Source organism: Thalassovita sp. ABM4_323 (genome assembly GCF_056158665.1).
The window spans coordinates 384,324-410,445 of the sequence record NZ_JBSWTS010000007.1 but is presented as its reverse complement, the minus strand read 5'-3'; the positions used below and the strand labels follow the sequence as shown (position 1 = coordinate 410,445).

Here is a 26,122-nt window from a genome sequence, read left to right as displayed (position 1 = left end):
ACGAAGACACGCTATCGTGTGAATTATAGTGCATAGAGTTTATGCTTTTTGCGCTATTCCGCATAAGGCAAGGGCAATATGGGTGAAATCACGAACTTCCGGGGGGAATCTACCCCCAGCGAATCCCGCTCTTTGGGCGAGGACGAAGTTCGGACCCTGATCACCCGCGTGGGCGAGCGCGTCCGCAAGGCGCGCGAGCGCAAGGGCATTCCGCGCCGGGTTCTGTCTGAAATCTCGGGTGTTTCGCCGCGCTATCTGGCGCAGCTTGAAGCAGGCGAAGGAAATATCTCGATCGGGCTGCTGCAACGGGTCGCGATCGCGCTGGATCATCGCATCGAATGGCTGATGACCGAAGATGACCCCTGGAACTCTGAGGCACTGCATGTGTCCGACTTGTATCGGTCTGCCAATACAGAAACCCGTCAGCAGGTGATGCACCTGTTGCGTCCCGAAAGCGCCCAGGAAATGCGTGCGCAGCGGATCTGTTTGATCGGGCTGCGGGGGGCTGGGAAATCCACGCTGGGCCAGCAGGCCGGTGAGGCCCTGAACATCCCCTTTGTCGAGCTCAACCGCGAGATCGAAGAACAATCCGGCATGCCCGTGAACGAGGTCATGGCGCTGTATGGTCAAGAGGGTTATCGCAAGCTGGAGGCCCAGGCCGTCACCCGCGTGGTGCAGACCCATGATACGATGATTCTGGCGGTCGCCGGGGGCATCGTGGCCGCGCCCGACACCTATACGACCCTGTTGAACCGGTTCCATACGGTTTGGGTCAAGGCCTCGCCCGCCGAGCATATGGAGCGCGTGCAGGCGCAGGGGGATACCCGCCCGATGGCCGGAAATCCCGAGGCCATGAAAGAGCTGAAGGCGATCCTGACCAGTCGCGAGGCTCTGTATGAGAAGGCCCAGGTCAGCCTGGATACAACCGACAAGAGCTTTGAGCAGTCGTTGCAGGAATTGCTGGACCTGATCGAACACCAGAAGTTTCTGGGCTGATCCTGCGGATGCGGGTTCCGCTGGTTTCAGAATTCTCTGCGGATCAGGTTTTGCGCGCGCGCGACTATGCAGCATCGCTTCTTCAGCCCCCGGAACGGGTACTGGCGCCCATTTCGAAGGTTGCCGTTGTCGGCGGGGCAACGGCGGGGCTGGGGCTTGCTCTGGCATTGGCGCGTTCTGGCAGCACAGTTACCTATCTGGAGGATGACGCGGGCAGCCTGGAGCGGGCGCAGTTCTATCTGTCGCGGATGCAGCACGAGGCAGACCAACCTGATCGGCTGGCGCTGTCCCTGGACATGGATGTGGTGGCGGATTGCGAGGCTGTTGTGGACATGACCACCGAGCCCATGCCCGACAAGCACCAACGTCTGAGGCATCTGAGCGCGCGTATGGGACCTGTTGCGCTGCTGCTCAGCAACCTGTCTGGCCCGCATCTAGAGACCCTTGCGGCGCAGGTGGAAGGGCCGGACCGGTTGCTGGGGGCGCAGCTCTTTTTCCCATGGCGCCGGGCAGCATCGCCGAGCTGGCCATACATCCGGCTACGTCGGAAACCGCGATATCGCGCGCGCAGACATTGGTGCGTCAGGTCGGAAAACAGGTGGTGCTGTGCGGCTTGGGGCTCTTTGTTAGCGAACGTTTGCAGATGCGGATGCTCGAGGCCGCTGATACGTTGTTGATGGACGGTGCGACCCCTTGGGAGATTGACGAGGCGCTGGAGGCGTTCGGCTATGAAATGGGTCTCTACGAGGCGCAGGACCTGATCGGAACGGATGTGGCCTATGCCATTCGTCAGCGTATGTCATCGCGACCCGGACGTCGGTTCCTGCCGATTGCAGATCGTGCGGTGCAAGAAGGGCGGCTGGGCAAAAAGGCCAGCGTGGGCTGGTACCGATATCCAGGGGGCGAGGGAAAGGTCATTGATCCCCTGGTCGAGGATCTGTGTCGCGAAGAATCGCATTTTGCCGGCGTCACGCGCCGGACCTTCACCGAGGATGAGCTGCGCGAAATCCTGTTGCTGAGCCTGATAAACGAGTCAGCCTGGGCAGTCGGGCAGGGGTGCGCGACGACCGATATTGATCTGGTGTCCGTGCAGGCTCTGGGGTTCCCGGCAAATCTTGGAGGCGTGTTGTATTACGCAAGGCGGCTGGGGTTTCCCACCATTACAGAGGCGATTGGAGACCTGGCGCAACAGGACGCAGTCACCTGGGCTGCGGCGCCGCTGTTGACAGGGGCTGCGGACCAGAATGTGTCGCCCCGCTAAGGCATTCGGAGGGCGCTGGGGCCATGCGCCATCGATCAATCAAACGAAAGGGGTGAGAAGGAGCATAAAGTTTTACCTCTGACGCTGAGTTTTCCTCTTTAAAACAAAGGGAAAAAAATCGTTGAACAGCCGATTTTGCCTCTTTGGTCAGATAGGTCTGCCTCTCAAATCCTACGCAGTCTTGTTGTGAAAACCCAACAAAAATTGGTTCCGAGAAATGTGGGGGGATCTAATGCAACTCTCAGCGTGAAGCAGACGTTCAGCATCGAGCGCCTAGATAGCAAGTCAGTGGATATAAGTGTGAATTCGCTGCAGCTGCGCCAACGTCGGCTTCAAAGCTACGATGTGTTTCAGCAAGCCCGCTCGTTAGAGTGATCCGCACTGCATCAGCACGGAATTCGTCTGTCCGTTTCACTCCCATGATTCATTCCATTTGCTGCAGAAAATGCTATCAAAAGAGCGGCATCAAATCACGACATGTCCATAGCCGTTCCGGTTTGGCGCCAGGTACGCAATTCTCAAATATCTCTCCGCATCCTGCAGCTTTGAGTACGCCGAACTGCGTTGTGAGCGGGAATAGAACTGCGTCTCCTATGGGTGTTGAAGCAAGGGGCTTTGGCCCATATTTTCAATCATACTGGAGCATTAAGCCTGTTCATCACGTCGAGCGCCACGCCGTCGCTCATCGTAATGTGCTGCATCATCAATTCGCGACTGCGATCTGCTTCTCCACTCGTGATCGCCTCGAAAAGCAGCCGATGATCGGCGTTGGACCGGGCGATCTGATCTTTCAAGTCCAGCCGAACGGCCATGTAGGCGACGAGCCTGCAACCGAGGTTCTGGATCAACTCCAGAAGATAGCGATTACCTGCCGCTTCAGCGATGGCCAAATGGAACTTCAAGTTGCAGTCGTAATAAGGGGTTTTGCGGGTATCGGTCGTTTCACAGGAAACGAGTGCCTTTTCCAGTTTATCGATTTGTGTCTGATTGATCCGTCGTGCAGCCCGGTAGGCTGCTGCACCCTCCGCTTCTGCCAGCGCTTCCGCCAGCTCCAGCATCCCGGCGAGATCGCTTTGCACCACGAAGGCACCGCCGCTTGAACGTCGCTCCACGATGCCCCTTGCCTCTAGGCGAAGGAAGGCTTCGCGCACCGGAGTTCCTGAGGTGTTGAGGCGTTCACGCAGCTCCTGATCGCTGATCTTTTCGCCGGGCATGAGTTGGCGCGATTCGATGCGACGGATGATGTCCTCTTCCACAAGGTCTGCTTGTGCGCCCATTCTTCATGTCCTTTTGGGCACATCACTATCGGCCCATTCTTGGCAATGCAATAATATAAAACAGAGCTCTTGATTTTATAAAATAATTAAGTGAATATTACACGAAGAAATCAGGGAAGGTGTGTCGTGGACAGTAGACTCAATGTATTTGTCGTTGCGCTTACGAAGGTGGCCGGAGTGTTGCTGGCGGTGCTTCTTGTGATGCAGGTCAGCGTAGTCGCGTTGCGCTACGTTTTCTCGTTGGGCGCATCCTGGACGCAGGACGCGATGGTCTATCTCTTCTTCTTCAGCGTGCTGCTACCTGGGCTCGCGGTGCTGCTCTTGAACAAGAGTGTGCGGGTCGACGTCTTTTACGCCAACTGGTCGCGTCGCCGCCGCAACCTGCTCGACCGTATCGCGCTGCTGGCCTTTCTAGCCCCCGCTACGGCCTATGCCGCCTGGGCTTCACTTGGGCCCACGCTGAATTCCTGGTCGGTCTACGAAGCCTCGCCCACGATCGGCGGCTTGCCGGGGTACTTCCTGCTCAAGACCACCCTGACGCTCTTCTTTGTATTGCTGTTTCTACTCGCGCTCTACATGGGTCTGCGCCCGCGCCCTTTCGGCAAGGATGACGTAAAGTGAGCCACGAAATTCTTCTCTTTCTGCTGGTGATCCTGCTTTTCGGTGGCATCCTGAGCGGCGCGCCGATCGCGTTCGTACTCTTCGGCGTGCCCGTGTTGGTGTCCCTGCTGGGGGCTGCGACCGGCGGGTTCGATCTGGCGTTCATCGACGCCTTCCCCTCGCGCACCTTCGGACTGCTGACCAACCCGATATTCCTTTCGGTCCCGCTGTTCGTGGTGATGGGCGGGTTGCTGGAAAAATCGGACATCGCGCGGCGCATGATGCTGACCGCAGGTGCACTCTTCGGTCAGCGGCGTGGCGGGATGGCTTATGCTGTGATCATCGTGGGTGCTCTCTTGGCGGCGTCGACCGGCGTGATCGGGGCGACGATCTTTATGCTGGGTATGATCGCCCTGCCTGCGATGTTGTCGGCCAATTACTCCCCGCGGCTTGCCGCCGGGGTGATCTGTTCGTCGGGATCGTTGGGCCAGATTATCCCGCCGTCGATCCTGCTGATCTTGCTGGCCGACCAAATTTCCAGCGCCTACCAGGCGGGTCGCCGCAGCGCAGGAGACTTCGCGCCCGATCCGGTGTCGGTGGGCGATCTCTTCGCAGGGGCGCTCTTGCCCGGGTTGCTGCTGGTCGCGCTCTATATCGGCTATGTGTTCGTCGTTTCGCGGCTAAGGCCAGAGGATTGCCCACCGGTGAGGGATTTCGGCAAGGGCGAAGGCCAAAAGTTGCAAACCCGCGAAGTGGTGTACGCGCTGGTGCTGCCGTTGACGTTGATACTGTTGGTGCTGGGCTCGATCCTTATGGGAATCGCCACACCGACCGAATTTGCGGCACTCGGTGCGGCTGGAGCGCTGGTGATGGTGGCGCTTGACGGCAAGCAAATGCCCGGCTGGCGACGCACGGTACTGATGGCAGTGCTGCCTGCGGTTTTCTTGCTGGTCGCAGTCAAAAGCATGGGTGGCGCCAATGCGTCGCCAATGCTCATGGCGGTCGGGATCGTCGCGCTGGTCGTATTCCTCGCCGGTCTGCTGCTGGCGCTGGCTCAGGTTGCGGGCATCGGCAAGCTGATGCCGGTGCTGAGCGAGACCGCAGGCATGGTTGCCATGTTGGTACTGATTGTGCTGGGGGCCACGATGCTCTCGCTGGTCTTCCGGGGCTTGGGCGGCGAACACATGGTGACTGAGTTTCTCAACAACCTGCCGGGCGGTATCGTCACTGCGCTCTTTGCGGTGATGGTGGTGATCTTCCTGCTGGGCTTCATCATTGAATATGTCGAGATCATCTTCATCGTTGTGCCAGTGGCTGGTCCGCCGCTCTTTGCCGCGGGAGTCGATCCGGTCTGGTTCGCTGTTCTGATCTCGATGAACCTTCAGATGAGCTTCCTGACGCCTCCCTTCGGCTACGCGCTCTTCTACTTCCGTTCTGTCGCACCGCCGAGCCTGACCACGCGCGAAATCTATCGCTCGATCATCCCCTTCATCCTGATCCAGATGTTCGCGCTGGGTTTGGTGGCCGGGGTGCCCGAAATCGCGACCTGGCTACCCCAGGTCATCTACCGATAACCGACCCATATTTGAAGGAAACATGACATGCACAGACGCAAGTTCCTGAGAAACGGTGCCGCCGCGGCTCCGTTCGCGCTGGCGGCCCCGACAATCGCCCGCGCACAGGCCAAGCACCAGTGGAAGATGGTCACATCGCTCCCCAAGAACTTCCCAGGCGCGGGCACCTCGTCGCTGCGTTGGGCCGAGCGGATCAACAAGCTTTCTGGCGGTGAGCTGGAAATCACCGTCTTTGGAGGTGGCGAACTGGTCCCGCCCTTTGGCACGCAGGAGGCCGTCGAGAACGGCACCGCGCAGGTCTACCACGGCTCGGGGTCCTGGTTCGCAGGCCGCGACCTTGCGCATTCCTTCACCTCGGTAGCGCCCTTCGGCCTTCTGCCCGACGAAATGCACGCCTGGGTCTATTATGGCGGCGGGCAGGAACTGATCAACGAATTCACCCATCCGCGTGGTCTGCAAATTTTCGTGGGCGGCGGGACTGGCGTTCAGACCGCCGGCTGGTTCACCAAGGAGGTAAACTCACTCGAGGACCTTCAGGGCCTGAACTTTCGTATCACCGGTTTCGGTGCGCAGGTACTGTCGGAGATCGGCATGAACGCCGTCTCTGTCCCAGCGGGCGAGATTTTCCCGGCATTGCAATCGGGCACGCTTGACGGTGCGGAATGGGTCGGCCCCTCGTTCGACATGGCCTTCGGCCTGCACAAGGTGGCGAACTACATGTACACTCCGTCGTTTTCGGACAATTACGGGGGCATCGAGTATGGCATCAACCTTGACGCGTGGAACGCGCTTTCCGACGAACTGAAATTGCTTGTTGAAATGGCGAGCGAGGCGGAGGCCAACCGGTTGGTGGCCAACTCTCTCCATTCCAACATGCTGGGTCTGGAAAAGCTGCGTGCTGTCGAAGGTCTGACCATCAGTGAATTCCCCGAAGACGTCTGGGATGCGTTGCGCAAAGCTTCGAAGAAGGTGATGACCGAGGTAATGAACTCCGACGACTTCGTCGGCAAGCTCGCCACTTCCTTTTATGACTACGCCGAGAAAGCCGCGTCCTACAAAACGATCTACGACGTGGCTTATGCCCGCGAGCGTAGTGCCTACTTCAAGTAGGAAGTCATCCACAAATCGAGGTGCCCTGCCGGTGGGCACCTCACCCCTCAAGCAGCGGTAGCCAGTATGAAGACGAAGAAGAAACCGGGGTTTAACGGACCGGAAATCTGTGCCCTCTCGGCCTATGAGGTTGTCGGGCTTTTGCGCAAAGGAGATATCTCGCCACACGAGGCGCTTGCGGCGGCGCGCGCTCGGACTGAAGCAGTGGAACCGGCAGTGAACGCCATGCCGACGCGCTGCTGGGACAGGGCAGAGGCCCATTCGACAGCGCTTGATGACTCGGCCCGCGATCATCCCGGATGGCTGGCCGGCCTGCCTTTGGGGATCAAGGACCTGACCAATGTTTCGGGCGTGCGCACCACTTTCGGTACCAGAGCGCTGGCAGACAACATTCCCGACAAAACCGACCCACTCGTGAAACGTCTGGAGGCACGCGGCGGTCTCGTCGTCGGCAAGACCAACTCGCCCGAGATGGGAGCAGGCGGGAACACCTTCAACGAGGTCTTCGGCAAAACGAGAAACCCCTGGGACACCTCGCTCAACGCAGGCGGCTCGTCGGGCGGAGCAGCGGCATCGCTGGCCACGGGCGAAGTCTGGTTGAGCCACGGTTCGGATCTCGCCGGGTCGATCCGAACGCCGGCCGCCTATTGCGGCGTCGTCGGCCTGCGCCCCAGCCCCGGCATCGTGGGCAGCGGGCCGGACGGCCTCCTGTTCAAGGACCTGGGGGTGCAGGGGCCGATGGCCCGAAGCGTCCTGGACTGCGCGCTCTTTCTCGATGCGATGGCGGGGTTCGATCCGCTCTCGCCGCTGTCCTTTCCCGCGCCCGCTACATCATATCAGGACGCGGTGCATCGCGCCGACGGCAAGCTGCGGATCGCCTTCTCACCAGACCTGAACGGCTTTACCAAGGTCTCGCGTTCGATGGAAAAACATCTCCGCGCGGCGTTGGAGAAAGTCGCAGGCCAGGGTGCCACGGTCGTCGAGGACTGCCCTGAACTTCCAGAGTTGAGCAAGACCTACCGCGACTTGCGCGGCATGTTCTGGGCCGCCCTCGCACGAAAAATTCCCGATGAGGTTACACGCCATTTCAAACCCACGCTGGCAGGCAACATCCGCCAGGGCGAGGCACTCACGCTCGACGACATCCACGCCGCCGAAGCCAACCGGAGCCATATCTTTGAAAACATGTCCGAATTTCTAACCGACTTCGATGTGCTAGCCTGCCCCGTCAACGGCTTGCACCCTGGCCCGGTAGAGGCCGAATACCCCACCATGATCGACGGCTGTGAAACAATGGACTACGTAACTTGGCTCGAGTTCGCCTACCTCTCCCCGGTCACCGGTTTGCCCGCGATCTCGGTTCCGGTGGGTCTCAACGATGACGGAGTTCCCGTCGGGCTACAATTGATCGGCCCGCATCGCGGTGAAGCCAAACTTCTTGCCGCGGCCCGTGCCGTCGAGATGGCCGTGGGCGGCCCGCTGGGGCCGATCGACCCGCGTGTGACGCACAATTCGGACGATTGAACACCACGCCGCGTGATGGTCTCGGGCTAATCCTTCGCTTCGCGGCCGGTGACGCGTGCCGCAACGAGACGCCAGATTAGCCCGCTTGTAAGCACAATCCGCACCGCATCAGCGCGGAATTCATCCGTTCGTTTCGTTCCCATAGTCAGTCTCCTTTGCTGCAGTAAATGCTATCAAAGGAGCGGTATCAAACCGCGACAGGTCCATTCTGGGTCAATATCATGTAGTTCCACCCGATCCAGCAAGGTGCGCACGGAACCGACTTCAGCCTGTCGGATTGACCGAGTGCCCTCACAACATCCACGATAACGCTGTGGTCGGTGTCGATGAAGTAATTGGTCGAATAGCTAAAGAATGCTGGTCCTTTCCTAGCTGCCGTCCACTGGCTCGATGGATCAGAACGAAACGTAAACTTTGGCTCGACAGTGGATGCGGCACCGAATGCAGCATCATCCAAGGCGTCGAGATACTCGCGAACGGCGCGAGGCGCGTCATTCGGGTTACTGGCACTGTGGTCCCAATCTTCTTTAGGCGTGGAGTTTTGCTTGTTGGCGTCAGCCTCAATCAAGCTGGTGTCTGTGGCGAGCCTCTGTCCACTGACCAGACCATCTGCAATGCATCGCGCGACGGTCTTCTCAAACAGATGCACTTCTTTGCACAGACGGCGTTCAGACCTGATGCCGAAACAATATCCCACAAGCAACATGCGGATCAGCAGTTCCGGGTCGATAGATGGACGGCCTGTGTGGCTGTAAAACTCGGCCAGATATTGGCGGATGTCATCCAGATCAACAAACCGATCAATCGAGCGTAGCAGATGGTCTTGCGGGACATGGTCGTCCAGCGAGAACTCACAAAACAGCGCCGCCTGCGCTTCCTACCTCGGTCCCATCATCACCAAACCCCTCACATCCCTGCAAGAATTAAATCAGCGACAGAACCTCAAATTAGTAAGAGTTTTTTTTCCGGAATTCGCCCTTTGCATGCAAAGCCAAGATTTCAATAGATCGACTGAGAATATGCGGTAGATGACACGTTTCGCGCAGCCAGAGGCAACATATCTGACCAAATAGGCGGAACTTAATAGTGATTTACGAGGAAGGTTTGGTGGAGCCTAGCGGGATCGAACCGCTGACCTCCTGCATGCCATGCAGGCGCTCTCCCAGCTGAGCTAAGGCCCCAAACTTCCAGACTGTTTCAGTCTGTGCGCCGCTATCTATGGGATGCCGGGGGCGGGATCAAGCGGAAAATTCCGCCCCGGGAAACTTTTTTATGACGGCTCAGGACTCGTCATCATCGGCTGGGACATCTGCCAGTTCATCCAACGAGACATTGTCGTCATCGTCATCATCCAGCAAGTCGTCATCCAGTTCGACATCAACGTCATCGTCCAGAACTTCGCTGTCCGAATCGGTCTCTGCTTCGCGCATTTTCTTGGTTGCGGCGTCTTCGGCGTCCGCTGCGATCATACGGCTTTTGCCGGTGTCTACTTCCACGACCTCGCCGGTATAGGGGCTGACGATCGGGTTCTTGTTCAGGTCATAGAACCGCTTGCCGGTGGTCGGGCAAACACGTTTTGTGCCCCATTCTTCCTTAGGCATGGGTAATCCCCTTTTAATTCCATTAGTCTTGTCGACGATCCGCGCCAACTGCCATAACAGGACCCGTGTGTCAAAGGCTTTCACAGCCTTTTCGGGATTTCGCGAACAGGAGGCGATATGGGGCATCACGTGCTGGCCGGCAACCCCCCAATTTCGGTTCATTTGAAACGATCGGCGCGGGCGCGCCGGATCTCTTTGCGGGTGTCGGGATTGGACGGGCGTGTTGTGTTGACCCTGCCCAATGGCGTCAACGAGGCCGAGGCGCTGGAGTTTGCCCAAGAAAAGGCCGAGTGGATTCGCGGCCATATCGCCGATCAGCCCGACAGGGTGCGCGTGGGGCATGGGGTATCGCTGCCGGTGGATGGCCAGAATCGCGTGGTTGAGCCCGGGCCTGGGCGTCGGGTGGTGATGCGGGAAAAACAGACTGCTGGTACCCGGCCCCGATGCGCGGGTTCAGGCGCGCTTGCAGGGGTTTTTGAAAGAGCTGGCGCGGGATCGGTTGGCGGCGGCCTCGGATCACTACGCTGCGCTGCTGGGCAAACCGTATCGCGGGATCACGCTGCGTGATACGCGTTCGCGGTGGGGGTCGTGTTCCTCGGCTGGGGGGCTGATGTATTCGTGGCGGCTGATTCTGGCGCCGCCCGAGGTGCTGACCTATGTCGCAGCACACGAAGTCGCGCATCTAGAGCATATGAACCACTCTCGCGCCTTTTGGGACACGGTTCAGCAATTGTACGGCCCCTATCAGACGCCCCGGAATTGGTTGCGGCAAAACGGGGCCGGGTTGCATCGCTATCGCTTTGACGATTGACGTGGATCGGTTTTGTGATCACAAAACCAATATGCAACTCACGCAACGACAAGATCCCTCGCCCCCTGCCCATGACCGTGTGTTTCGCGGTCTGCGCAGCCGCATCATGCATGGCGAGATTGCGCCGGGCCAGTCCCTGACGCTGCGCGGTGTCGGCAAGGAATTCGAGGTCTCGATGACCCCCGCGCGCGAAGCGGTGAACCGTTTGGTCGCCGAGGGGGCGCTGATGATGTCGCCCTCGGGGCGGGTCTCGACCCCGGAACTCAGCAGCGAACGGATCGAGGAGCTGGCGGTGCTGCGTTCCCTGCTCGAGGTCGAACTGGCCAGCCGAGCCCTGCCCCGGGCCCATATGGCGCTGATCGACCGCTTGCAGGCCATCAACAACACCGTCACCGAGATGATCGAGCAACAGGATGCGGTGGGCTATATTCGCACCAATCTGGAATTTCACAGAACGCTGTATCTGCGCGCGCAGGCTCCGGCGATGCTGGCGATGACCGAGACCGTTTGGTTGCAACTGGGGCCGACCATGCGGGCGCTCTATGGGCGTTTGCGGCGCAAAGAGCCGCCGCAATTCCACCGTCTGATAATCGCCGCGCTGAAGGCCGGGGATGAACCTGGCCTGCGCCTGGCTGTACGCTCGGACGTTACGCAGGGTCTGAAAATGCTTGTGACCTGAGGGGCTTAGGCCGCCAGCCCCTTGTCGCCCATTGCCAGGAATTTCTGGCGACGGTCCGAGATCAGCTTGTCCCCGGATTTGTCTTTCAACTCGGCCAGCATCGACGCGATGGCTTTGCCAACCGAGTCGATCGTCGCGGTGCGATCGCGATGCGCGCCGCCTTTGGGTTCGGCAATGACACGGTCGCAGACGCCCAGCTGTTTCAAATCCTGAGCGGTCAGGCGCAGGGCCTCGGCGGCCTCACGCATCTTGTCCGCATCTTTCCATAGGATCGAGGCGCAGCCCTCGGGCGAGATCACCGAATAGACCGAGTGTTCCAGCATCGCGACGCGGTTCGCCGTGGCAAAGGCCACCGCCCCGCCCGAGCCACCTTCGCCAATGATTACGCTCAGCAGCGGCACGCCGATTTGCAGACATTTCTCAGTGCTGCGCGCGATCGCTTCGGACTGGCCGCGCTCTTCGGCGCCCTTGCCGGGATAGGCGCCAGCGGTGTCGATCAGCGTCACGACCGGCAGGCCGAACTTGTCGGCCATTTCCATCAGGCGGATGGCTTTGCGATAGCCTTCGGGGCGGGCCATGCCGAAATTGCGTTCGATCCGCGATTTGGTGTCGTTGCCTTTTTCATGGCCGATCACGACCACCGGCTGGTCGTTGAACCGGGCCAGACCACCCATCACGGCCAGATCGTCGGCAAAGTTCCGATCGCCAGCCAGCGGGGTGTATTCGGTGAACAGGGCCTCGATATAGTCCTGACAATGAGGACGATCAGGGTGACGCGCGACCTGGCATTTGCGCCATGGGGTCAGCCCCTTGTACAGCTCGTCCAGCAGCTCGGCAGCTTTCTTGTCCAAAGCCGCGGCTTCGGCTTCGATGTCCATTTCCTCGTTTTGCCGGGCCATCGCGCGCAGCTCTTCGGCCTTGCCTTCGATTTCGGCCAGCGGGCGTTCAAAGTCGAGGTAGTTGGTCATGCATCGTTCTCCACCGTGATTTGGGGATATATGGCCGCACCGGCGCGCAGATGCAACATAGCAAGACTTGCGACCTGCATTTCTTGCAGGTTGGGTGGGCTGATACGAGATTGGTCGCGGATCGAAAGGATCCCAGACAAGAGGCCCAGATGAGAACCCAGAACTACGAAGACCGAATCCAGCGCGTGCTGCGCTATATCCACGATCACCCGGCCCAGGACCTGTCATTGGACGTGCTGGCGGATGTCGCGGCCATGAGCCGGTTTCACTGGTCCCGCGTCTGGCGTGGTGTCATGGGCGAGACGATCACCGGCACGGTGCGCAGGTTGCGGATGCACATCGCTGCGATGCGCCTGGTGCACGAGGATCGACCGATTGCACAGATCGCAGCGTCGGTCGGGTATCCGGACAAGGCCAGCTTTGCGCGGGCGTTTTCCTCGGAATTTGGCTGTTCGGCCAAAGAGTATCGGCACGCGGGCAAACCGCCCGTGCTTACTCAGCATCAGACAGGAGAACAGACCATGTTCAAAGTTGAAACTACCCAGTTGGCCCCCTTGCGCCTGATGGGCGTTTGGCACAAGGGCCCCTACACGGGCATCTCGAACGCCTTTGAAGCCTTGAACGCGACGATGGCGGCGCGAAACCTGTGGCCGCATGTGCGCGGCATGTATGGGGCGTATTTTGATGACAAAGATTCAGTGCCTGAATCGGATCTGCGCAGTTTTGCCGCCTTTGATGGCGCGCCCGATCTGGATTTGCCCGAGGGGCTGGAACAATTCGACATCCCCGCTTGCCGAGCCGCCGTGCTGCAATTTGATGGTCCCTATAGTGGGCTGCAAGAGGCCTATAACTATCTTTACGGCGTCTGGTTGCCGGACTCGGGCGAAGAACCGGGGCCCTATCCAGCGGTCGAGCACTATCTGAACACCCCTGCCAATGCGGCCCCGGCAGATCTGAAGACGCTGATCTATCTGCCGTTGGCGGCCTAAAGCCGGGCCAGACCTTCCTTGAGCGCCAAAACGGGCGAGGCCAGTACAGGTGCGGGCAGGTCCGACAATAACATCGCGGCCCCGGCCATCGAGGCCTGGGCCAATACGATCGCCCGGATCCCCGCGCGCTGAGAGACAGCGTTTCGGATCTCGGTCGCCACCGCGCGGGCAAAGGCATGGGGACGGCCTTCTTCGAACAGGGGCCAGTGCTGGCCCATGAACAATGGGGCAATCTTATGCGGGTTCCCAGCCTCGTCCATCTCCTGTTGCAGCAGCGCCTGGCTGGGCCGTTCAGTCGATCGCACGCAATAGGCCAGCAGGATATCGCCGAAATGCTCGGCCGCGCGGCGCATCATCGGCCGGTCAATGCGGATCGCGCCCGCTTGCTCGGCGATTTCTCCGAGGGTCGTGCAGGTGCAGATCACGGGCCCCGAGGCGGCTTGAACGGCCTCGCTAATCTCGGCCACCAAATCCTCGGCAATGCCATTCTGGGCGCGATGGAACCAGTCTTCGCGGACGACATGTTGCAGGGGTGTGCCCGGCGTTATCCGGTCGCGCAATCCGTCAAAGGTGGCGCGGTGAACATCGGCGGTATGCAAACACAACAGGGACATTCCCCTACGTTACAGTACGGGCAAAAGAGTCGCCACCAGAAGAAGCGCCATGGACCAGTTGAAAACCATCAAACGTGTGCGATTCGACAGCACGCGTTGCATCTTTTGCCCCAGTACCGTCCAGCTGCCGACACAGGGCAGGTTGATAAGCCCAAAGACCAAAGCCACCAGCCCAACCGCCCAAACAGACCGATCCGGCGCATAGAGCGTGATCGCCGTCAGCGCCATCTGCCACGCCTTGGGATTGACCCACTGGAACAGTGCTGCCTGCAGGAATGTCATGGGTGTCGAGCGCCGTGTTGACGTGTCGGGCATCTCAGAGGTCGCGATCTTCCACGCCAGCCACAGCAGATAGACCACGCTGACATAGGTAAGCACCTGATGCACCACCGGATACCGATCAAACAGCTGCATCAGCCCCAACCCGACAATCACGATCATCACGGTAAAGCCGATCCCCACCCCCAGCATATGTGGGATGGTCCGCTGAAACCCGTAATTCGCCCCCGATGCCATCAGCATCAGATTGTTCGGCCCCGGGGTGATCGAGGACACAAAGGCAAAAGCCGCCAGCGCAGAGAGCAGATCGTAGGTCATGTCAGGATCATATTGCGGATATGATCGCATGAAATTGAATTTTGCTGCGCCATGAGGTAGTTTTCACAATATATGACGAAGAATGATCAAATAACCCAAGATATATTGCGGCATTTGTCCCGCGACGGGCGGATCAGCAATCTGGAGCTCGCGGACCGAGTCGGCCTCTCCCCCTCGGCCTGCCTGCGCCGGGTGCAAGAGCTGGAGCGAACGGGCGTGATCTCGGGCTATCGTGCGGTGCTGAACCCACAGGCCATGGGGGTGGGCTTTGTGGCCTATGTGACGGTCGGCCTCAGCAAGCACACCAAACAGGCCCAGGAAAACTTTGAACGATCCATCGCCCTGGCCCCGGAAGTGCGCGAATGCCACAACATCACCGGCGAGCGCGAATACCTGCTGCGGGTCGAGGCCACAGACCTGGCCGCCTATAAACGGTTCCACACCGACGTTCTGGGAACATTGCCTCAGGTGGCTGCGATCACCTCATTCGTGGTGATGGGATCGCCCAAGGACGAAAGAGCCTGAATTCTATCCCTTTTCGCAGTACTGTCGGGGCCGTGTCACCTTGGTGACGTGGTGCTGCGGCGCCGTCATCCGCATTTGATGAAGGGAACGCAACCCGTGGACAAGAGCTACATGCTGATCAAAGACAAGCGACTGGCCAAAGGATGGTCACAAGAGGACCTGGCCGCCATTTCCGGCCTCTCGACCCGAACCGTGCAACGTATCGAGAAGGGTCATCCCCCCGGCCTTGAAACGCTCAAAAGCCTGGCCGCAGCGTTCGAAACGGATATCGAATCTCTGAACAAGGAACGGGCAATGTCGCAAACCATCGACACCACAACGCGCTCCGACGCCGATCAAAACCGCCGCGCGCTCAGGCTCCACCTGTGGACCTTCGCCATCGTACTGTCCGTGCTCACGGCCCTCAATCTCTTCCTCACACCCGGCGACTGGTGGATCCTGTGGGTCGCAGGCGCCTGGTCCGTGGGCGTCGTCCTGCATATCCTGACCGTGCGCATCATGTACGGCGACTAAGGCGCACAAACCTGCCGCCTTCTTTGCTCTTAAAATACTCAACGGCGCGCGGATGATCCCCGCGCGCCGTTGGTGTTGAAGTGCATTGCCCCAAGGCCATTGCGCCTCAGGCGCCGCCTCAGCTGTTCGCGATCAGCTCGGCCTGGGCCACGATCACCTCGGCCTGCTTGATCGAGGCGATATCGACCAGGCGGCCCTTGTAGACAGTTGCGCCTTCGCCATTCGCCTTGGCCTGCTCCATCGCAGCCAGGATCTCGCGGGCCTCAGTGACGTCCTCGTCGGAGGGGGTGAAGACCTGGTTGGCCAGCGCGATCTGCTTGGGGTGGATCGCCCATTTGCCCACCATGCCCAGCGTGGCCGAGCGTTTGGCCTGCGCGATATACCCCTCGTCATCCGAGAAATCGCCAAACGGGCCGTCCACGGGCAGAACGCCATGGGTGCGGCAGGCGGCGACGATGGCGGCCTGCGCCCAATGCCACGGATCGGACCAATGCTTCACGCCTTCGCGCAGCATATAGTAGTTTTCCTGCGTGCCGCCGATGCCGGTGGTCTGCATCCCCATCGAGGCCGCAAAATCCGCAGCGCCCAGCGACATCGCCACCAGGCGGGGCGAGGCGGCGGCGATTTCTTCAACATGCGCGATGCCCGCGGCCGATTCGATGATCACCTCGAAGTTGATCTTTTTGCTGCGGCCCTTGGCGGTTTCGATCGCGGTGACCAGTGCGTCAACGGCATAGATATCCTCGGCGCAACCAACCTTGGGGATCATGATCTGGTCCAGACGCTCGCCTGCCTGTTCCAGCAGGTCCACGACGTCCTTGTACCAATAGGGCGTATCCAGCGAGTTGATGCGCACCGACAGGGTCTTGTTGCCCCAGTCATGTTCGCTGATGGCCTGGATGATGTTGGCGCGGGCGACGTCCTTGTCGCTGGGGGCGACCGAATCTTCGAGATCCAGGTTGATCACGTCGGCGGCCGAGGCGGCCATTTTCGCAAACAGTTTGGTGTTCGAACCCGGGCCAAACAGCTGGCAGCGGTTCGGGCGGGCAATCGGCGTAGGCTGAAGGCGGAAGCTCATGTGCAGACCTTTCGGGTAAGGAAATTACGAAATTCTGGTGATGAGGGTTATTAAATTGCGCACTCCGCTGCAAGCATATTTTGCACCTGCGGCATTTCTTGCGGGCTGATCACGGGTGCAAGGTCGGATTTCTTGACTCACTGCCATGGGTTAGTGTTGGCTACATGCATTGCAATTAAGGGAGGAAAGGATGCTTCACAGTATTAGGTTGATCAGTGCGACGGTATTTGGCGTAGCGTTCACCGCAGGAATGGCCTTGGCCGAATGCCCGAAAAGGCCTCCGTCCCACAAATGGAATATCCAATCCGGCGATCAGAGAGTGGATGCGGCTTTCTTGTCCGCCAATTTGTCCGGAAAACGTGTAAGATACCGGGGTGATGGAACCGAGCGCTATCATAAGGACGGCAGCTATTCCTATCAGTCTGAGGGGCTGGTGTGGCCCGCGCCAAGCTATAAGTTTTATTCCAACGGCGTACGCTGCATCGACTATCCAACCCCAAGATTTGATCTGTACGTGGTGAACAACAAAAAGCTGGTGCTTGTGAACATGCAGGATTGGCGCGGGATAGGTCGGGTCTTGCGGTGACATCCGTGGAAGAAACCACTCAATAACCCTGGAAATCTCGAAGAATCTTGCATGTGCGGCGGATTTCATGCTGCATTTGCAAACACTTTCTGGTCTGAACGCTGAAGACTCTTGGCAAATAGATAATTGCCGAGAGCCAAGACATGATCCAGACACCGTATCTTCTTTTCCTGGGCGACGCGCCCGATCAATTGGCCGCAAAGGTTGCCCAAGGCATCAAGGATTGGAGGCCGGAATTCGCCGTAGGGCAGTTCCGCATGGAGGGCTGCAAGGCCGACATGGGCCTGACCGACATGACGTTGGAACAGGCCAAGGCCGCTGGCGCGAAGACGCTGGTGATCGGTGTGGCCAACCGGGGCGGCGTGATCAGCCCCGCGTGGAAAAAGGTACTTGTGGCCGCGCTGGAAGAGGGTTTCGATCTGGCCAGCGGCCTGCACAACCTGTTGAAGGACGAAGCCGACCTGGTTGCCGTGGCCCAGGCGTGCGGGCGCGAACTGCATGACGTGCGTGTGCCCGAGGTGGATTACCCAATCGCCAATGGTGTGAAACGCACCGGCAAACGCGTGCTGGCTGTGGGTACCGATTGCTCGGTCGGCAAGATGTACACTGCGCTGTGCCTGGAAAAGGAAATGCGTGCGCGTGGCATGAACGCCGATTTCCGCGCCACCGGCCAGACCGGGATTCTGATCACCGGGGACGGGGTGCCTCTGGATGCGGTGATCGCGGATTTCATGGCGGGCTCGATTGAGTACATCACCCCCGACAATGACGCCGATCACTGGGACATCATCGAAGGGCAGGGCAGTCTGTTTCACGTGTCCTATTCGGGTGTGACCATGGCGTTGATCCATGGCGGACAACCGGATGCCTTGATCGTGTGTCACGAACCGACCCGCGCCCATATGCGCGGCCTGCCCGGATACAGCCTGCCCAGCCTGGAGGCGGTGCGGGATATGGCGCTGAGCCTGGCCAAGGTGGCCAACCCCGGGGCGCAGGTGGTGGGCTATGCGATCAACACCCAGCACATGAGCGAAGATGACGCGTTGGCCTATGTTGCCAAGGTCGAGGCCGACCTGGGCCTGCCCGCGACCGATCCGTTCCGTTTTGGTGCGGGCAAGTTGGTGGACGCGCTGGCCGCGATTTGATTTTCTTGGCGTCGGCCGGGTTTGGCGCGGCAGATGTTGGGCAGTTTGAGTATTTGCAGAGCAAAGAAGGAGAGCGGGCGCGTGAGCATCACGGTTGAGAAAGATGTGTTCCCCCTGGCGCAGGTTTTTACCATCAGCCGTGGCAGTCGGACGGAAGCGCGGGTGTTGACGGTTCGGGTGACGCGCGATGGTGTGACGGGTTGGGGCGAATGCGTGCCCTATGCGCGCTATGGCGAGACCTTGGAATTGGTGACACAGGGCATTCTGGGGCTGCCGAGCGACGTGTCGCGCGCGGGTTTACAGGACTTGCTGCCCGCTGGAGCTGCGCGCAATGCGGTGGATTGTGCGCTGTGGGATCTGGAGGCGAAGAAAGCCGGAAAACGGGTGTGGGAGCTGGCGGGGCTGGTTGCTCCGGGGCCGGAGATTACCGCCTATACGCTGTCATTGGCCGCGCCCGCGGAGATGCGGGCGCAGGCAGAGAAGAATGCGTTCCGACCGTTGTTGAAGATCAAGCTGGGCACGCCTGACGATATGCCTCGGCTTGAGGCCGTGCGCGCCGGGGCGCCCGAGGCCAGGATTATCGTCGACGCCAATGAAGGCTGGAGCGCTGAGGTTTATGCCGATCTGGCGCCGCATTTGGTGCGTTTGGGGGTGGCCTTGGTCGAACAGCCCTTGCCTGCGTCCGAAGATGAGGCGTTGATCGGGATGGATCGTCCGGTGCCGGTTTGTGCCGATGAGAGCTGTCATGACCGCGCCAGCCTGCCCGACCTGAAGGGCAAATACGACGTGGTCAACATCAAGCTGGACAAAACCGGCGGTCTGACCGAGGCGCTGGCCCTGCGTGATCAGGCTCTGCGCGAGGGGTATCAGGTGATGGTGGGGTGCATGGTCGGATCGTCTTTGGCGATGGCTCCGGCGACCTTGGTGGCGCAGGGTGCGATGGTAACAGACCTTGACGGGCCGCTCTTGTTGGCCGAAGACCGGGACAACGCATTGCAATTCGATGCGGCTGGGGTGCATCCGCCCACCGCCGCGCTTTGGGGATAAGGAGACGCCCATGACCCGCACTGTTTACGTGAACGGAGAATACCTGCCGGAAACCGAGGCCAAGATCTCGATCTTTGACCGGGCGTTCCTGATGGCGGATGGCGTTTACGAGGTGACCAGCGTTCTGGGTGGCAAGCTGATTGATTTTGACGGCCATGCCAAACGTCTGGAACGCTCGTTGAACGAGCTGGACATGCCCAAGCCGCCTGAATTCGACGATCTGCTGGAGATCCACCGCAAACTGGTGGCCGAGAATGGTGTCGAAGAGGGTATGGTGTATCTGCAGGTCACGCGCGGTTCGGCTGGTGATCGTGATTTCGCCTTCCCCGATCCCGAGACCACCCGCCCCGGAGTGGTGCTGTTTACCCAGAACAAGCCCGGTCTGGCCGACAACCCCGTGGCCAAGCAGGGCGTCAAGGTGATCTCGATCGAGGATATTCGCTGGGGCCGCCGCGACATCAAAACGGTGCAGCTGCTGTACCCCTCGATGGGGAAAATGATGGCCAAGAAAGCCGGGTGCGATGACGCGTGGCTGGTCGAGGATGGCTTTGTCACCGAAGGCACCAGCAACAACACCTATATCGTCAAGGACGGTAAGATCATCACCCGCAACCTGACGACGGACATCCTGCACGGGATCACCCGCGCGGCCGTTCTGAAGTTCGCCAAAGAGGCGCAGATGGAGGTCGAAGAGCGGCCCTTTACCATCGAAGAAGCCCAGCAGGCGGACGAGGCGTTTTTCACCTCGGCCTCGGCCTTTGTGATGCCGGTTGTGGAAATCGACGGTGTGGCCATTGGTGACGGAAAAGTGGGCAAAGTCGCCCCGCGGTTGCGCGAAATCTATCTGGACGAAAGCCTGAAGGCCGGTATCTAAGGCATTCGCGCGAAAACTTTTGGGCACCGCGTTGCGTAATCCGCGCAGCGCGGTGTTTTCGTGTTAGCCTGCGCGCGACCCCAAAAGCGGAGCGCGCGATGCCCAGCCCAGTTTATGATACGTCTCATCCTGTTCTTGTGACCGGGGCCACCGGGTTTGTCGCCGGCTGGCTGGTCAAAGGGTTGTTGAGCGAGGGTTTCACCGTTCATGCAGCGGTGCGCGACCCGGACAACACCGAAAAGGTGGCGCATCTGACGGCGTTGCCCGGCCAGCTGAAACTGTTCAAGGCGGACTTGCTGGAGCCGGGCAGCTATGCGCAGGCGATGGCCGGGTGTCAGGTAGTGTTCCATACAGCCTCGCCCTTTACCCTGCGGATCAAGGATGCGCAGCGCGATTTGGTGGATCCAGCCGTGAATGGCACCCGCAATGTGTTGGAACAGGCCAATGCCACCGACAGTGTCAAACGAGTGGTTTTGACCAGTTCCTGCGCGGCGATCGTGGGGGATGCGGCGGATTTGGCCGACTATCCGGGCGGCGTGATGACCGAGGCGCAGTGGAACACCACGTCCTCGCTGACGCATCAGCCCTATTCCTTTTCCAAAACTCAGGCCGAGGGCGAGGCGTGGAAAATCGCTGGGGCTCAGGATCGGTGGGATCTGGTGGTGATCAATCCGTCTTTGGTGGTGGGGCCGGGCGTGTCGGCGCATCAAACCTCGGAATCCTTCAACCTGATGCGCCAGATGGGGGACGGAAGCTTCAAATCCGGCTTGCCGCCCTATCAGATTGGTATGGTGGACGTGCGCGATGTGGCTCAGGCGCATCTGTTGGCCGGATTTGTTCCCCAGGCCGAGGGGCGTCATATTGTGTCCGAAGGCAGCTATTCCATGCTGGATGCGGCGGAAATGTTGCGGCCCGAGTTCGGCGAAACGCTCCCCTTACCCACCAAAGAGCTGCCGAAATGGATGCTGTGGCTGGTCGGGCCCTTCATTGACCGAAGCCTGACGCGCAAGTTTATCGCGCGCAGCTTTGGCCACCCATGGCGGGATGACAATTCCAAATCGCGCCAGGCCTTGGGTGTGCAATACCACTCGGTGCCCGAGGCGCTGAATGCGATGATGCGTCAGATGGTCGAGAGCGGCCGGGTCAAACCCTAGGCATCAAACCGAAAGCTCGACGCCGTGAGGCCACCAAAAACGCCCTTTTGATGATAGGTGCGCACAGCGGTGTCATTCTCGGCGGCGCCCAACGCGGCGAACAGGGGCACCAGGTGATCCTCTTTGGCGTGGCAGATGCGCGCGTAGGGGGCCGATTCCCAATCCAGAATGCGCGGCGTGCGCTGGGCGGCGGGCAGGGCCAATGTTTCGGTCAGCCAGGTGTCGAACCCTTCTGACGGGACGCGCAATTCCGGGCCCAACATGCGCAGGTTGTGATAGCTCAGCCCCGAGCCGACGATCAGCACTCCCTGATCCCGCAGGGGCGCCAGGGCGCGGCCCAGTTCGAAATGTTCCGCCGGGTCGTAATGCGAGCGCATCGACACCTGAAACAGAGGCACGTTCGCCTGCGGATACATCACATAGGCGGGCACAAAGGTGCCGTGGTCGAACCCGATTTTGTCGTCCAGTCGCGTGGGCAGACCTGCGTCGCGGATCAGATCTGCGGCCTGCTCGGCGATTTGTGGTGCACCGGGGGCGGGATAGACGATCTCGTAGGTTTCGGGCGGGAAGTTATAGTAGTCGTAAACCATCGGCGGGTGGGCCGAATGCATCACCGCATAGTCCGGGCCCTCCCAGTGTCCCGAGATCATCAGAATCGCCTTGGGTTCAGGATATTCCGAGGGCATCGCGGCCAGGCTGTCGGCCAGAGGTGCCAGATGCTGGTTGCGATCCTCCATCCAGGGCCACGGCCCGCCACCATGCGAAATGAAATAGGTTGGCAAAGTGGTCATGGCGGGCTCCGATCGTAATTAGGCGGTGACACAATATCGAGCACGGCCTCCGGGCGCCATCCCGATTTCCAAACAGCACCTGTGCGTCAACTGCGGGTGGGTTTAGCCCTTGTCGCCGACATTTTCGGCAAAGGCCTTTTTGAACGCCTCTTGCTGATCCGCGCTGGCCTCGGTCTGAAAGCCCTTTTTCCAGTCGTCATAGGGCATGCCGTAGTAAATCTCGCGGGCTTCGTCCTTGGACATCTCGATGCCGCGTTCGTTGGCGGCCTCTTGGTACCAGCGCGACAGGCAGTTGCGGCAGAAACCGGCCAGGTTCATCATATCGATGTTCTGAACGTCTGTGCGTTTTTCCATCAGGTGCGCGCGCAGGGTGCGAAACGCGGCGGCCTCGATTTCAAGGCGGGTTTGGTCGTCGATCTGGGTCATGTCTGCTCCTCCGTTGGGTGCCTAAGATGTGCAGGCGCGGGTGGTGATTTCAAGCGGGACGAGGTCTTATCCGCCACAATCCTCCAGCGCAGCGGTCAGGATCGGGGCCAAGCGTTTGGCCCAGTCGACCTGCTGCTCTTCGGTTTCGATCAGGTCGTTGCGCAGCTCGATCAGGGTGTTCTGACGTTCATAGGCAATCGCGTGGCGCGCAATTGCATCGCCGGGCAGGTGGCCGCCATAGGGTTCGTTTTCGCCGACGCACAGATCGGGCTCTTGCTCCAGCCGCCGGATCAGCGGCACCGAGAACCGCGTGTCCGCCGCATAGAGAATCCCGATCTGCCACGGGCGCGGTTCGCGGCCCTGCAATTGCCGGGTGAAGCTATGAACCGAGACGATCACCGTATCATCCCGCCGCGCCGCCAGCTGCGCCAGCGCGGTGTGATAGGGGCGATAACAGCGGTTCAGGCGCCGGTCCAGCTCGGCCTGATCTGCGTGGCGATTGGCGGGGATGATCGTCCCGTCATACAGGCGCATCAGCAGGGTGGGGTCGTCCTCGCCGCGGTTGGGATCGATCACCAAGCGCGAGAAATTGGACAGGATCGCCGGGGCGTTCAGCTCTTGGGCCAGGGCCCGCGTCACGCCCGCAGCGCCTATATCATAGGCAATGTGGCGGTTCATATCACCTGCCGCCAGTCCCAGCTGGCCGTCATTGACAAAAGGCGGCACGGTATTTGCGGCATGATCGCATGTGATCAGCCAGCGACCGGGCCGATCAGCGCCTAAAATTTCATATGGTTCGTAGGTCATCAAACTTTCACGTCCTTTGCTCACGCTGTAGGGCAAATTGACAGGGAATGGAATTGCCGCTAGTGCCTAGCGCAGCTATAGTTAGCGGTAACATGGAATTTTGCGCTCTTTCGCGCCAAAGCAATACGGATGAGAAAATGAGACGGCATCGCAATGTGAAAATCGTGGCCACCCTGGGCCCGGCTTCGGACGACTATGATATGATCCGCAAGCTGCACGAGGCCGGCGCGGACGTGTTCCGCCTGAACATGAGCCACGGCAGCCATGAAGAAATCGCCGAACGCCACGCGATCATCCGCAAGGTCGAAGAGGACCTGAACAGCCCCATCGGCATCCTGGCCGATTTGCAGGGGCCCAAGCTGCGGGTGGGCGTGTTTGCCAATGGCTCTGAAGAACTGGTGGAAGGCGCCGCGTTCCGTCTGGATCTGGATCCGGCCGAGGGCACCCTTGATCGTGTCTGCCTGCCGCACCCCGAAATCTTTGCAGCGCTGAAGGTTGGCGCGGGCCTGCTGGTGAATGACGGCAAGATCCGGCTGAAAGTAACCGATTGCGGTGCGGACTTTGCGAATTGCGAGGTCGTCACCGGCGGGACCATATCCAACCGCAAAGGTGTGAACGTGCCGGATGTCGTTCTGCCGCTGGCCGCGCTGTCGAAAAAAGACCGGGCCGATCTGGAATTCGTCTGCGATCTGGGTGTGGATTGGCTGGCGCTCAGCTTTGTCCAGCGCCCCGAGGACGTTCAGGAGGCCCGTGAACTGGCCAAAGGCCGGGCCGCGATTCTGTCCAAGATCGAGAAACCGGCCGCTGTCGATTGCTTTGCGGAGATTCTTGAGGTCAGCGACGGTGTCATGGTTGCACGGGGCGATCTGGGTGTTGAATTGCCGGTGGCCGCGGTGCCGCCGATCCAGAAACGCCTGATCCGGGGCTGCCGTGCTGCGGCCAAGCCGGTGATTGTCGCCACCCAGATGTTGGAAAGCATGATCGAATCGCCGATGCCAACCCGGGCTGAGGTCTCGGACGTGGCCAATGCGATCTACGAAGGGGCTGATGCGATCATGCTCAGTGCGGAATCGGCGGCGGGGCAATATCCGCTCGAGGCCGTGGGCACCATGGACAACGTTGCCAAAGAGGTCGAAAGCGATCCGACCTATGTCGCCGTGATCGAGGCCTCGCGCAAAGCCGAGCGCAGCTCGATCGCCGACGGGATCGTGGCCGCCGCGCGCGAGATCGCAGAAACCACCGATATTCAGGCAATCTGTTGCTATACCCAGTCAGGCACCACGGCGTCGCTGACCGCGCGCGAACGTCCACGCGTGCCGATCATCGCGCTGACCTCGGTGCGGGAAACGGCGGGGCGTCTGGCCCTGACCTGGGGCACCAATTGCGTCATGACCGGCGAGGTTGAGCGCTTCAAGCAGGCGGTTGTCAGTGCGGCTCAGGCCGCGACCTCGCAGGGATTTGCCACCGAAGAGCAGCAGATCGTCGTCGTTGCAGGCGTGCCGTTCAACCAGCCAGGCACCACAAACATCCTGCGCGTTGCCCCCTGTGCGGAACGTTTGATTTATGCCTCTGACCCAGAGTAACCTCCGCTAAACATCGGAGGAGACACACATGGACACGGATACACTGTTCGTACTTGGCCTGTTTCTGGCCATCATGGCGATCCCATCAATCGTATCCGCCTGGAGCGACGGTCACGTCCCACGCGTGGCCTCGATCGTGTTGATCCTTGGGGGTGGGCTCATGGTCTGGGCCCACTCGCAACAGGTTGGGGGTTACAGCTTTGATGAAATCCCCAGTCTGATCGTCAAAGTCGTGGGCAAGTTCATCTGATTTTTCGCTTGCCAGCATCCAAAGACGCCAGTATAGGACCCCCCTGTCTGCGCGACCGGCCGAAGAGGCATGCCGAGTTGCGTTCAAACCGTTTGAAAGACAAGGAGACGGAAATGCCCAAGATGAAGACCAAGTCGAGCGCTAAGAAGCGCTTCAAGGTGACAGCAACCGGTAAGGTTCTGGCAGGTCAGGCTGGCAAGCGCCACGGCATGATCAAACGCACCAAGAAATTCATTCGCGACGCACGCGGCAACACCACGCTGTCCGCCCCCGACGCCAAGATCGTCAAGGGCTACATGCCCTACGACCGCTAAGAGGAGATTTAGACAATGTCCCGCGTTAAAGGTGGAACCACGACCCACGCCCGTCACAAGAAAGTCGTCAAGGCCGCAAAAGGCTATTACGGCCGTCGCAAAAACACCTTCAAGGTGGCCCGTCAGGCCGTCGACAAGGCGAACCAGTACGCAACTCGCGACCGTAAGAACCGCAAGCGGAATTTCCGCGCCCTGTGGATCCAGCGGATCAACGCAGCTGTGCGCTCGCATGACGAGGCTCTGACCTACTCGCGCTTCATCAACGGCCTGAACCTGGCCGGTGTCGAAGTCGACCGTAAAGTTCTGGCCGATCTGGCCGTGCACGAGCCCGCCGCTTTTGGTGCCATCGTCGAAAAGGCGAAGGCCGCGCTCGCGTAAACCCAACCTTGGGTGACACATTAAAGAAGCCGCGGACCTTTTGGGGTCTC

The 26,122-nt window shown here is 59.9% G+C and carries 29 protein-coding genes, 1 tRNA gene and 2 pseudogenes; 21 read left to right on the top strand and 11 right to left on the bottom strand.

All coding sequences use genetic code 11. The features are described from left to right. Window positions 1–78: 78 nt before the first annotated feature. Genes ACXADQ_RS04390 through ACXADQ_RS04380 form a run of 3 tightly spaced genes read left to right on the top strand, consistent with a single transcriptional unit; the run spans window position 79 to window position 2,257 of the window. Window positions 79–996 (top strand): helix-turn-helix transcriptional regulator, encoded by a 918-nt coding sequence (locus tag ACXADQ_RS04390; protein WP_475315868.1) that lies wholly within the window; start codon window positions 79–81, stop codon window positions 994–996. An 8-nt stretch (window positions 997–1,004) separates the two neighbouring features. Continuing rightward, window positions 1,005–1,673: a 3-hydroxyacyl-CoA dehydrogenase NAD-binding domain-containing protein gene (locus ACXADQ_RS04385; RefSeq protein WP_475315867.1), complete on the top strand. Its 669-nt coding sequence runs from the start codon at window positions 1,005–1,007 to the stop codon at window positions 1,671–1,673. Beyond that, window positions 1,574–2,257, top strand: a complete 684-nt coding sequence (locus tag ACXADQ_RS04380; protein ID WP_475315866.1) for a 3-hydroxyacyl-CoA dehydrogenase family protein — start codon at window positions 1,574–1,576, stop codon at window positions 2,255–2,257. Before ACXADQ_RS04385 ends, ACXADQ_RS04380 begins: the two co-directional genes overlap by 100 nt. 632 nt (window positions 2,258–2,889) lie before the next feature. Here the strand turns inward: ACXADQ_RS04380 and ACXADQ_RS04375 are convergent. Then, window positions 2,890–3,534, bottom strand: a complete 645-nt coding sequence (locus tag ACXADQ_RS04375; protein WP_475315865.1) for a GntR family transcriptional regulator — start codon at window positions 3,532–3,534, stop codon at window positions 2,890–2,892. 126 nt (window positions 3,535–3,660) lie between these two features. Here ACXADQ_RS04375 and ACXADQ_RS04370 point away from each other — a divergent pair, with 126 nt between their 5' ends. From ACXADQ_RS04370 to ACXADQ_RS04355, 4 genes are all read left to right on the top strand, one after another. Continuing rightward, window positions 3,661–4,155, top strand: coding sequence for a TRAP transporter small permease subunit (locus ACXADQ_RS04370; protein ID WP_475315864.1), 495 nt, complete (start codon window positions 3,661–3,663; stop codon window positions 4,153–4,155). Beyond that, window positions 4,152–5,708, top strand: coding sequence for a TRAP transporter large permease (locus tag ACXADQ_RS04365; protein WP_475315863.1), 1,557 nt, complete (start codon window positions 4,152–4,154; stop codon window positions 5,706–5,708). The genes ACXADQ_RS04370 and ACXADQ_RS04365 overlap by 4 nt, the downstream gene beginning before the upstream one ends. A gap of 27 nt (window positions 5,709–5,735) precedes the next feature. Next, window positions 5,736–6,818 (top strand): TRAP transporter substrate-binding protein, encoded by a 1,083-nt coding sequence (locus tag ACXADQ_RS04360; protein WP_475315862.1) that lies wholly within the window; start codon window positions 5,736–5,738, stop codon window positions 6,816–6,818. Window positions 6,819–6,884: 66 nt separating this feature from the next. Further along, the gene (locus ACXADQ_RS04355; RefSeq protein ID WP_475315861.1) at window positions 6,885–8,342 is read left to right on the top strand and encodes an amidase; all 1,458 of its coding nucleotides are present in this window, start codon (window positions 6,885–6,887) and stop codon (window positions 8,340–8,342) included. A gap of 206 nt (window positions 8,343–8,548) precedes the next feature. Here the strand turns inward: ACXADQ_RS04355 and ACXADQ_RS04350 are convergent. The 3 genes and pseudogenes from ACXADQ_RS04350 to ACXADQ_RS04340 all read right to left on the bottom strand — a co-directional run. After that, a pseudogene (locus ACXADQ_RS04350) lies at window positions 8,549–9,204 on the bottom strand (transposase); the annotation flags it as partial. 243 nt (window positions 9,205–9,447) lie between these two features. Then, window positions 9,448–9,523: transfer RNA gene (locus ACXADQ_RS04345), tRNA-Ala, on the bottom strand. Window positions 9,524–9,622: 99 nt separating this feature from the next. After that, window positions 9,623–9,943 carry a TIGR02300 family protein gene (locus tag ACXADQ_RS04340; protein ID WP_475315860.1) on the bottom strand — a complete coding sequence of 107 codons (321 nt, stop codon included), beginning with the start codon at window positions 9,941–9,943 and terminating at the stop codon, window positions 9,623–9,625. Window positions 9,944–10,060: 117 nt separating this feature from the next. Here ACXADQ_RS04340 and ACXADQ_RS04335 point away from each other — a divergent pair. Together ACXADQ_RS04335 and ACXADQ_RS04330 are read left to right on the top strand one after the other, a co-directional pair. Further along, window positions 10,061–10,754, top strand: a pseudogene (locus ACXADQ_RS04335) (M48 family metallopeptidase). Window positions 10,755–10,785: 31 nt separating this feature from the next. Then, window positions 10,786–11,433, top strand: coding sequence for a GntR family transcriptional regulator (locus ACXADQ_RS04330; RefSeq protein WP_475315859.1), 648 nt, complete (start codon window positions 10,786–10,788; stop codon window positions 11,431–11,433). A 5-nt stretch (window positions 11,434–11,438) separates the two neighbouring features. Here ACXADQ_RS04330 and ACXADQ_RS04325 read toward each other — a convergent pair whose 3' ends face one another. Next, on the bottom strand, window positions 11,439–12,401 hold the full coding sequence (locus tag ACXADQ_RS04325) for an acetyl-CoA carboxylase carboxyltransferase subunit alpha (RefSeq protein WP_475315858.1): 963 nt from the start codon (window positions 12,399–12,401) through the stop codon (window positions 11,439–11,441). 149 nt (window positions 12,402–12,550) lie between these two features. Between ACXADQ_RS04325 and ACXADQ_RS04320 the strand changes: the two genes are divergently transcribed. Continuing rightward, window positions 12,551–13,390: an AraC family transcriptional regulator gene (locus ACXADQ_RS04320; RefSeq protein WP_475315857.1), complete on the top strand. Its 840-nt coding sequence runs from the start codon at window positions 12,551–12,553 to the stop codon at window positions 13,388–13,390. Here ACXADQ_RS04320 and ACXADQ_RS04315 read toward each other — a convergent pair. Further along, window positions 13,387–14,004, bottom strand: coding sequence for a hypothetical protein (locus ACXADQ_RS04315; RefSeq protein ID WP_475315856.1), 618 nt, complete (start codon window positions 14,002–14,004; stop codon window positions 13,387–13,389). The genes ACXADQ_RS04320 and ACXADQ_RS04315 overlap by 4 nt on opposite strands. 9 nt (window positions 14,005–14,013) lie before the next feature. Next, complete coding sequence (locus ACXADQ_RS04310; protein WP_475315855.1) at window positions 14,014–14,601, bottom strand: LysE family translocator; 588 nt, start codon at window positions 14,599–14,601, stop codon at window positions 14,014–14,016. Between the two features lie 72 nt (window positions 14,602–14,673). Between ACXADQ_RS04310 and ACXADQ_RS04305 the strand changes: the two genes are divergently transcribed. Then, entirely contained in the window at window positions 14,674–15,126 is a 453-nt protein-coding gene (locus tag ACXADQ_RS04305; RefSeq protein WP_475315854.1) for an Lrp/AsnC family transcriptional regulator, read from the top strand. A gap of 96 nt (window positions 15,127–15,222) precedes the next feature. Next, the gene (locus tag ACXADQ_RS04300; protein WP_475315853.1) at window positions 15,223–15,639 is read left to right on the top strand and encodes a helix-turn-helix domain-containing protein; all 417 of its coding nucleotides are present in this window, start codon (window positions 15,223–15,225) and stop codon (window positions 15,637–15,639) included. Between the two features lie 118 nt (window positions 15,640–15,757). Here ACXADQ_RS04300 and ACXADQ_RS04295 read toward each other — a convergent pair whose 3' ends face one another. Then, window positions 15,758–16,717, bottom strand: coding sequence for an L-malyl-CoA/beta-methylmalyl-CoA lyase (locus ACXADQ_RS04295; RefSeq protein WP_475315852.1), 960 nt, complete (start codon window positions 16,715–16,717; stop codon window positions 15,758–15,760). A gap of 190 nt (window positions 16,718–16,907) precedes the next feature. Here ACXADQ_RS04295 and ACXADQ_RS04290 point away from each other — a divergent pair, with 190 nt between their 5' ends. The 5 genes from ACXADQ_RS04290 to ACXADQ_RS04270 all read left to right on the top strand — a co-directional run bounded on the left by ACXADQ_RS04290 (window position 16,908) and on the right by ACXADQ_RS04270 (window position 21,523). Beyond that, entirely contained in the window at window positions 16,908–17,303 is a 396-nt protein-coding gene (locus ACXADQ_RS04290; protein ID WP_475315851.1) for a hypothetical protein, read from the top strand. 143 nt (window positions 17,304–17,446) lie between these two features. Next, window positions 17,447–18,448, top strand: a complete 1,002-nt coding sequence (gene dgcN, locus ACXADQ_RS04285) for an N-acetyltransferase DgcN (protein WP_475315850.1) — start codon at window positions 17,447–17,449, stop codon at window positions 18,446–18,448. A gap of 81 nt (window positions 18,449–18,529) precedes the next feature. Continuing rightward, entirely contained in the window at window positions 18,530–19,495 is a 966-nt protein-coding gene (gene dgcA, locus ACXADQ_RS04280; protein WP_475315849.1) for an N-acetyl-D-Glu racemase DgcA, read from the top strand. A gap of 10 nt (window positions 19,496–19,505) precedes the next feature. Further along, a complete protein-coding gene (locus ACXADQ_RS04275) occupies window positions 19,506–20,369 on the top strand; it encodes a D-amino-acid transaminase (RefSeq protein WP_475315848.1) in 864 nt (287 codons plus the stop codon). 98 nt (window positions 20,370–20,467) lie between these two features. Beyond that, window positions 20,468–21,523 (top strand): NAD-dependent epimerase/dehydratase family protein, encoded by a 1,056-nt coding sequence (locus ACXADQ_RS04270; RefSeq protein ID WP_475315847.1) that lies wholly within the window; start codon window positions 20,468–20,470, stop codon window positions 21,521–21,523. Here the strand turns inward: ACXADQ_RS04270 and ACXADQ_RS04265 are convergent. The 3 genes from ACXADQ_RS04265 to ACXADQ_RS04255 form a co-directional block, all read right to left on the bottom strand. After that, complete coding sequence (locus ACXADQ_RS04265; protein ID WP_475315846.1) at window positions 21,520–22,314, bottom strand: dioxygenase family protein; 795 nt, start codon at window positions 22,312–22,314, stop codon at window positions 21,520–21,522. The two genes, ACXADQ_RS04270 and ACXADQ_RS04265, sit on opposite strands and share 4 nt — an antisense overlap. Before the next feature lie 102 nt (window positions 22,315–22,416). Further along, window positions 22,417–22,740: a DUF1244 domain-containing protein gene (locus ACXADQ_RS04260; protein ID WP_475315845.1), complete on the bottom strand. Its 324-nt coding sequence runs from the start codon at window positions 22,738–22,740 to the stop codon at window positions 22,417–22,419. A gap of 66 nt (window positions 22,741–22,806) precedes the next feature. Further along, window positions 22,807–23,547 carry an N-formylglutamate amidohydrolase gene (locus tag ACXADQ_RS04255; protein WP_475315844.1) on the bottom strand — a complete coding sequence of 247 codons (741 nt, stop codon included), beginning with the start codon at window positions 23,545–23,547 and terminating at the stop codon, window positions 22,807–22,809. 137 nt (window positions 23,548–23,684) lie between these two features. On the opposite strand from ACXADQ_RS04255, the gene pyk reads away from it, so the two are divergent. The 4 genes from pyk to rplT all read left to right on the top strand — a co-directional run bounded on the left by pyk (window position 23,685) and on the right by rplT (window position 26,072). Continuing rightward, a complete protein-coding gene (gene pyk, locus ACXADQ_RS04250) occupies window positions 23,685–25,130 on the top strand; it encodes a pyruvate kinase (RefSeq protein ID WP_475315843.1) in 1,446 nt (481 codons plus the stop codon). A gap of 28 nt (window positions 25,131–25,158) precedes the next feature. Beyond that, window positions 25,159–25,380, top strand: a complete 222-nt coding sequence (locus ACXADQ_RS04245) for a hypothetical protein (protein ID WP_475315842.1) — start codon at window positions 25,159–25,161, stop codon at window positions 25,378–25,380. A gap of 113 nt (window positions 25,381–25,493) precedes the next feature. Continuing rightward, on the top strand, window positions 25,494–25,694 hold the full coding sequence (gene rpmI / locus ACXADQ_RS04240; RefSeq protein ID WP_010443552.1) for a 50S ribosomal protein L35: 201 nt from the start codon (window positions 25,494–25,496) through the stop codon (window positions 25,692–25,694). A 15-nt stretch (window positions 25,695–25,709) separates the two neighbouring features. After that, window positions 25,710–26,072, top strand: coding sequence for a 50S ribosomal protein L20 (gene rplT / locus ACXADQ_RS04235; protein WP_425096134.1), 363 nt, complete (start codon window positions 25,710–25,712; stop codon window positions 26,070–26,072). Window positions 26,073–26,122: the final 50 nt, after the last annotated feature.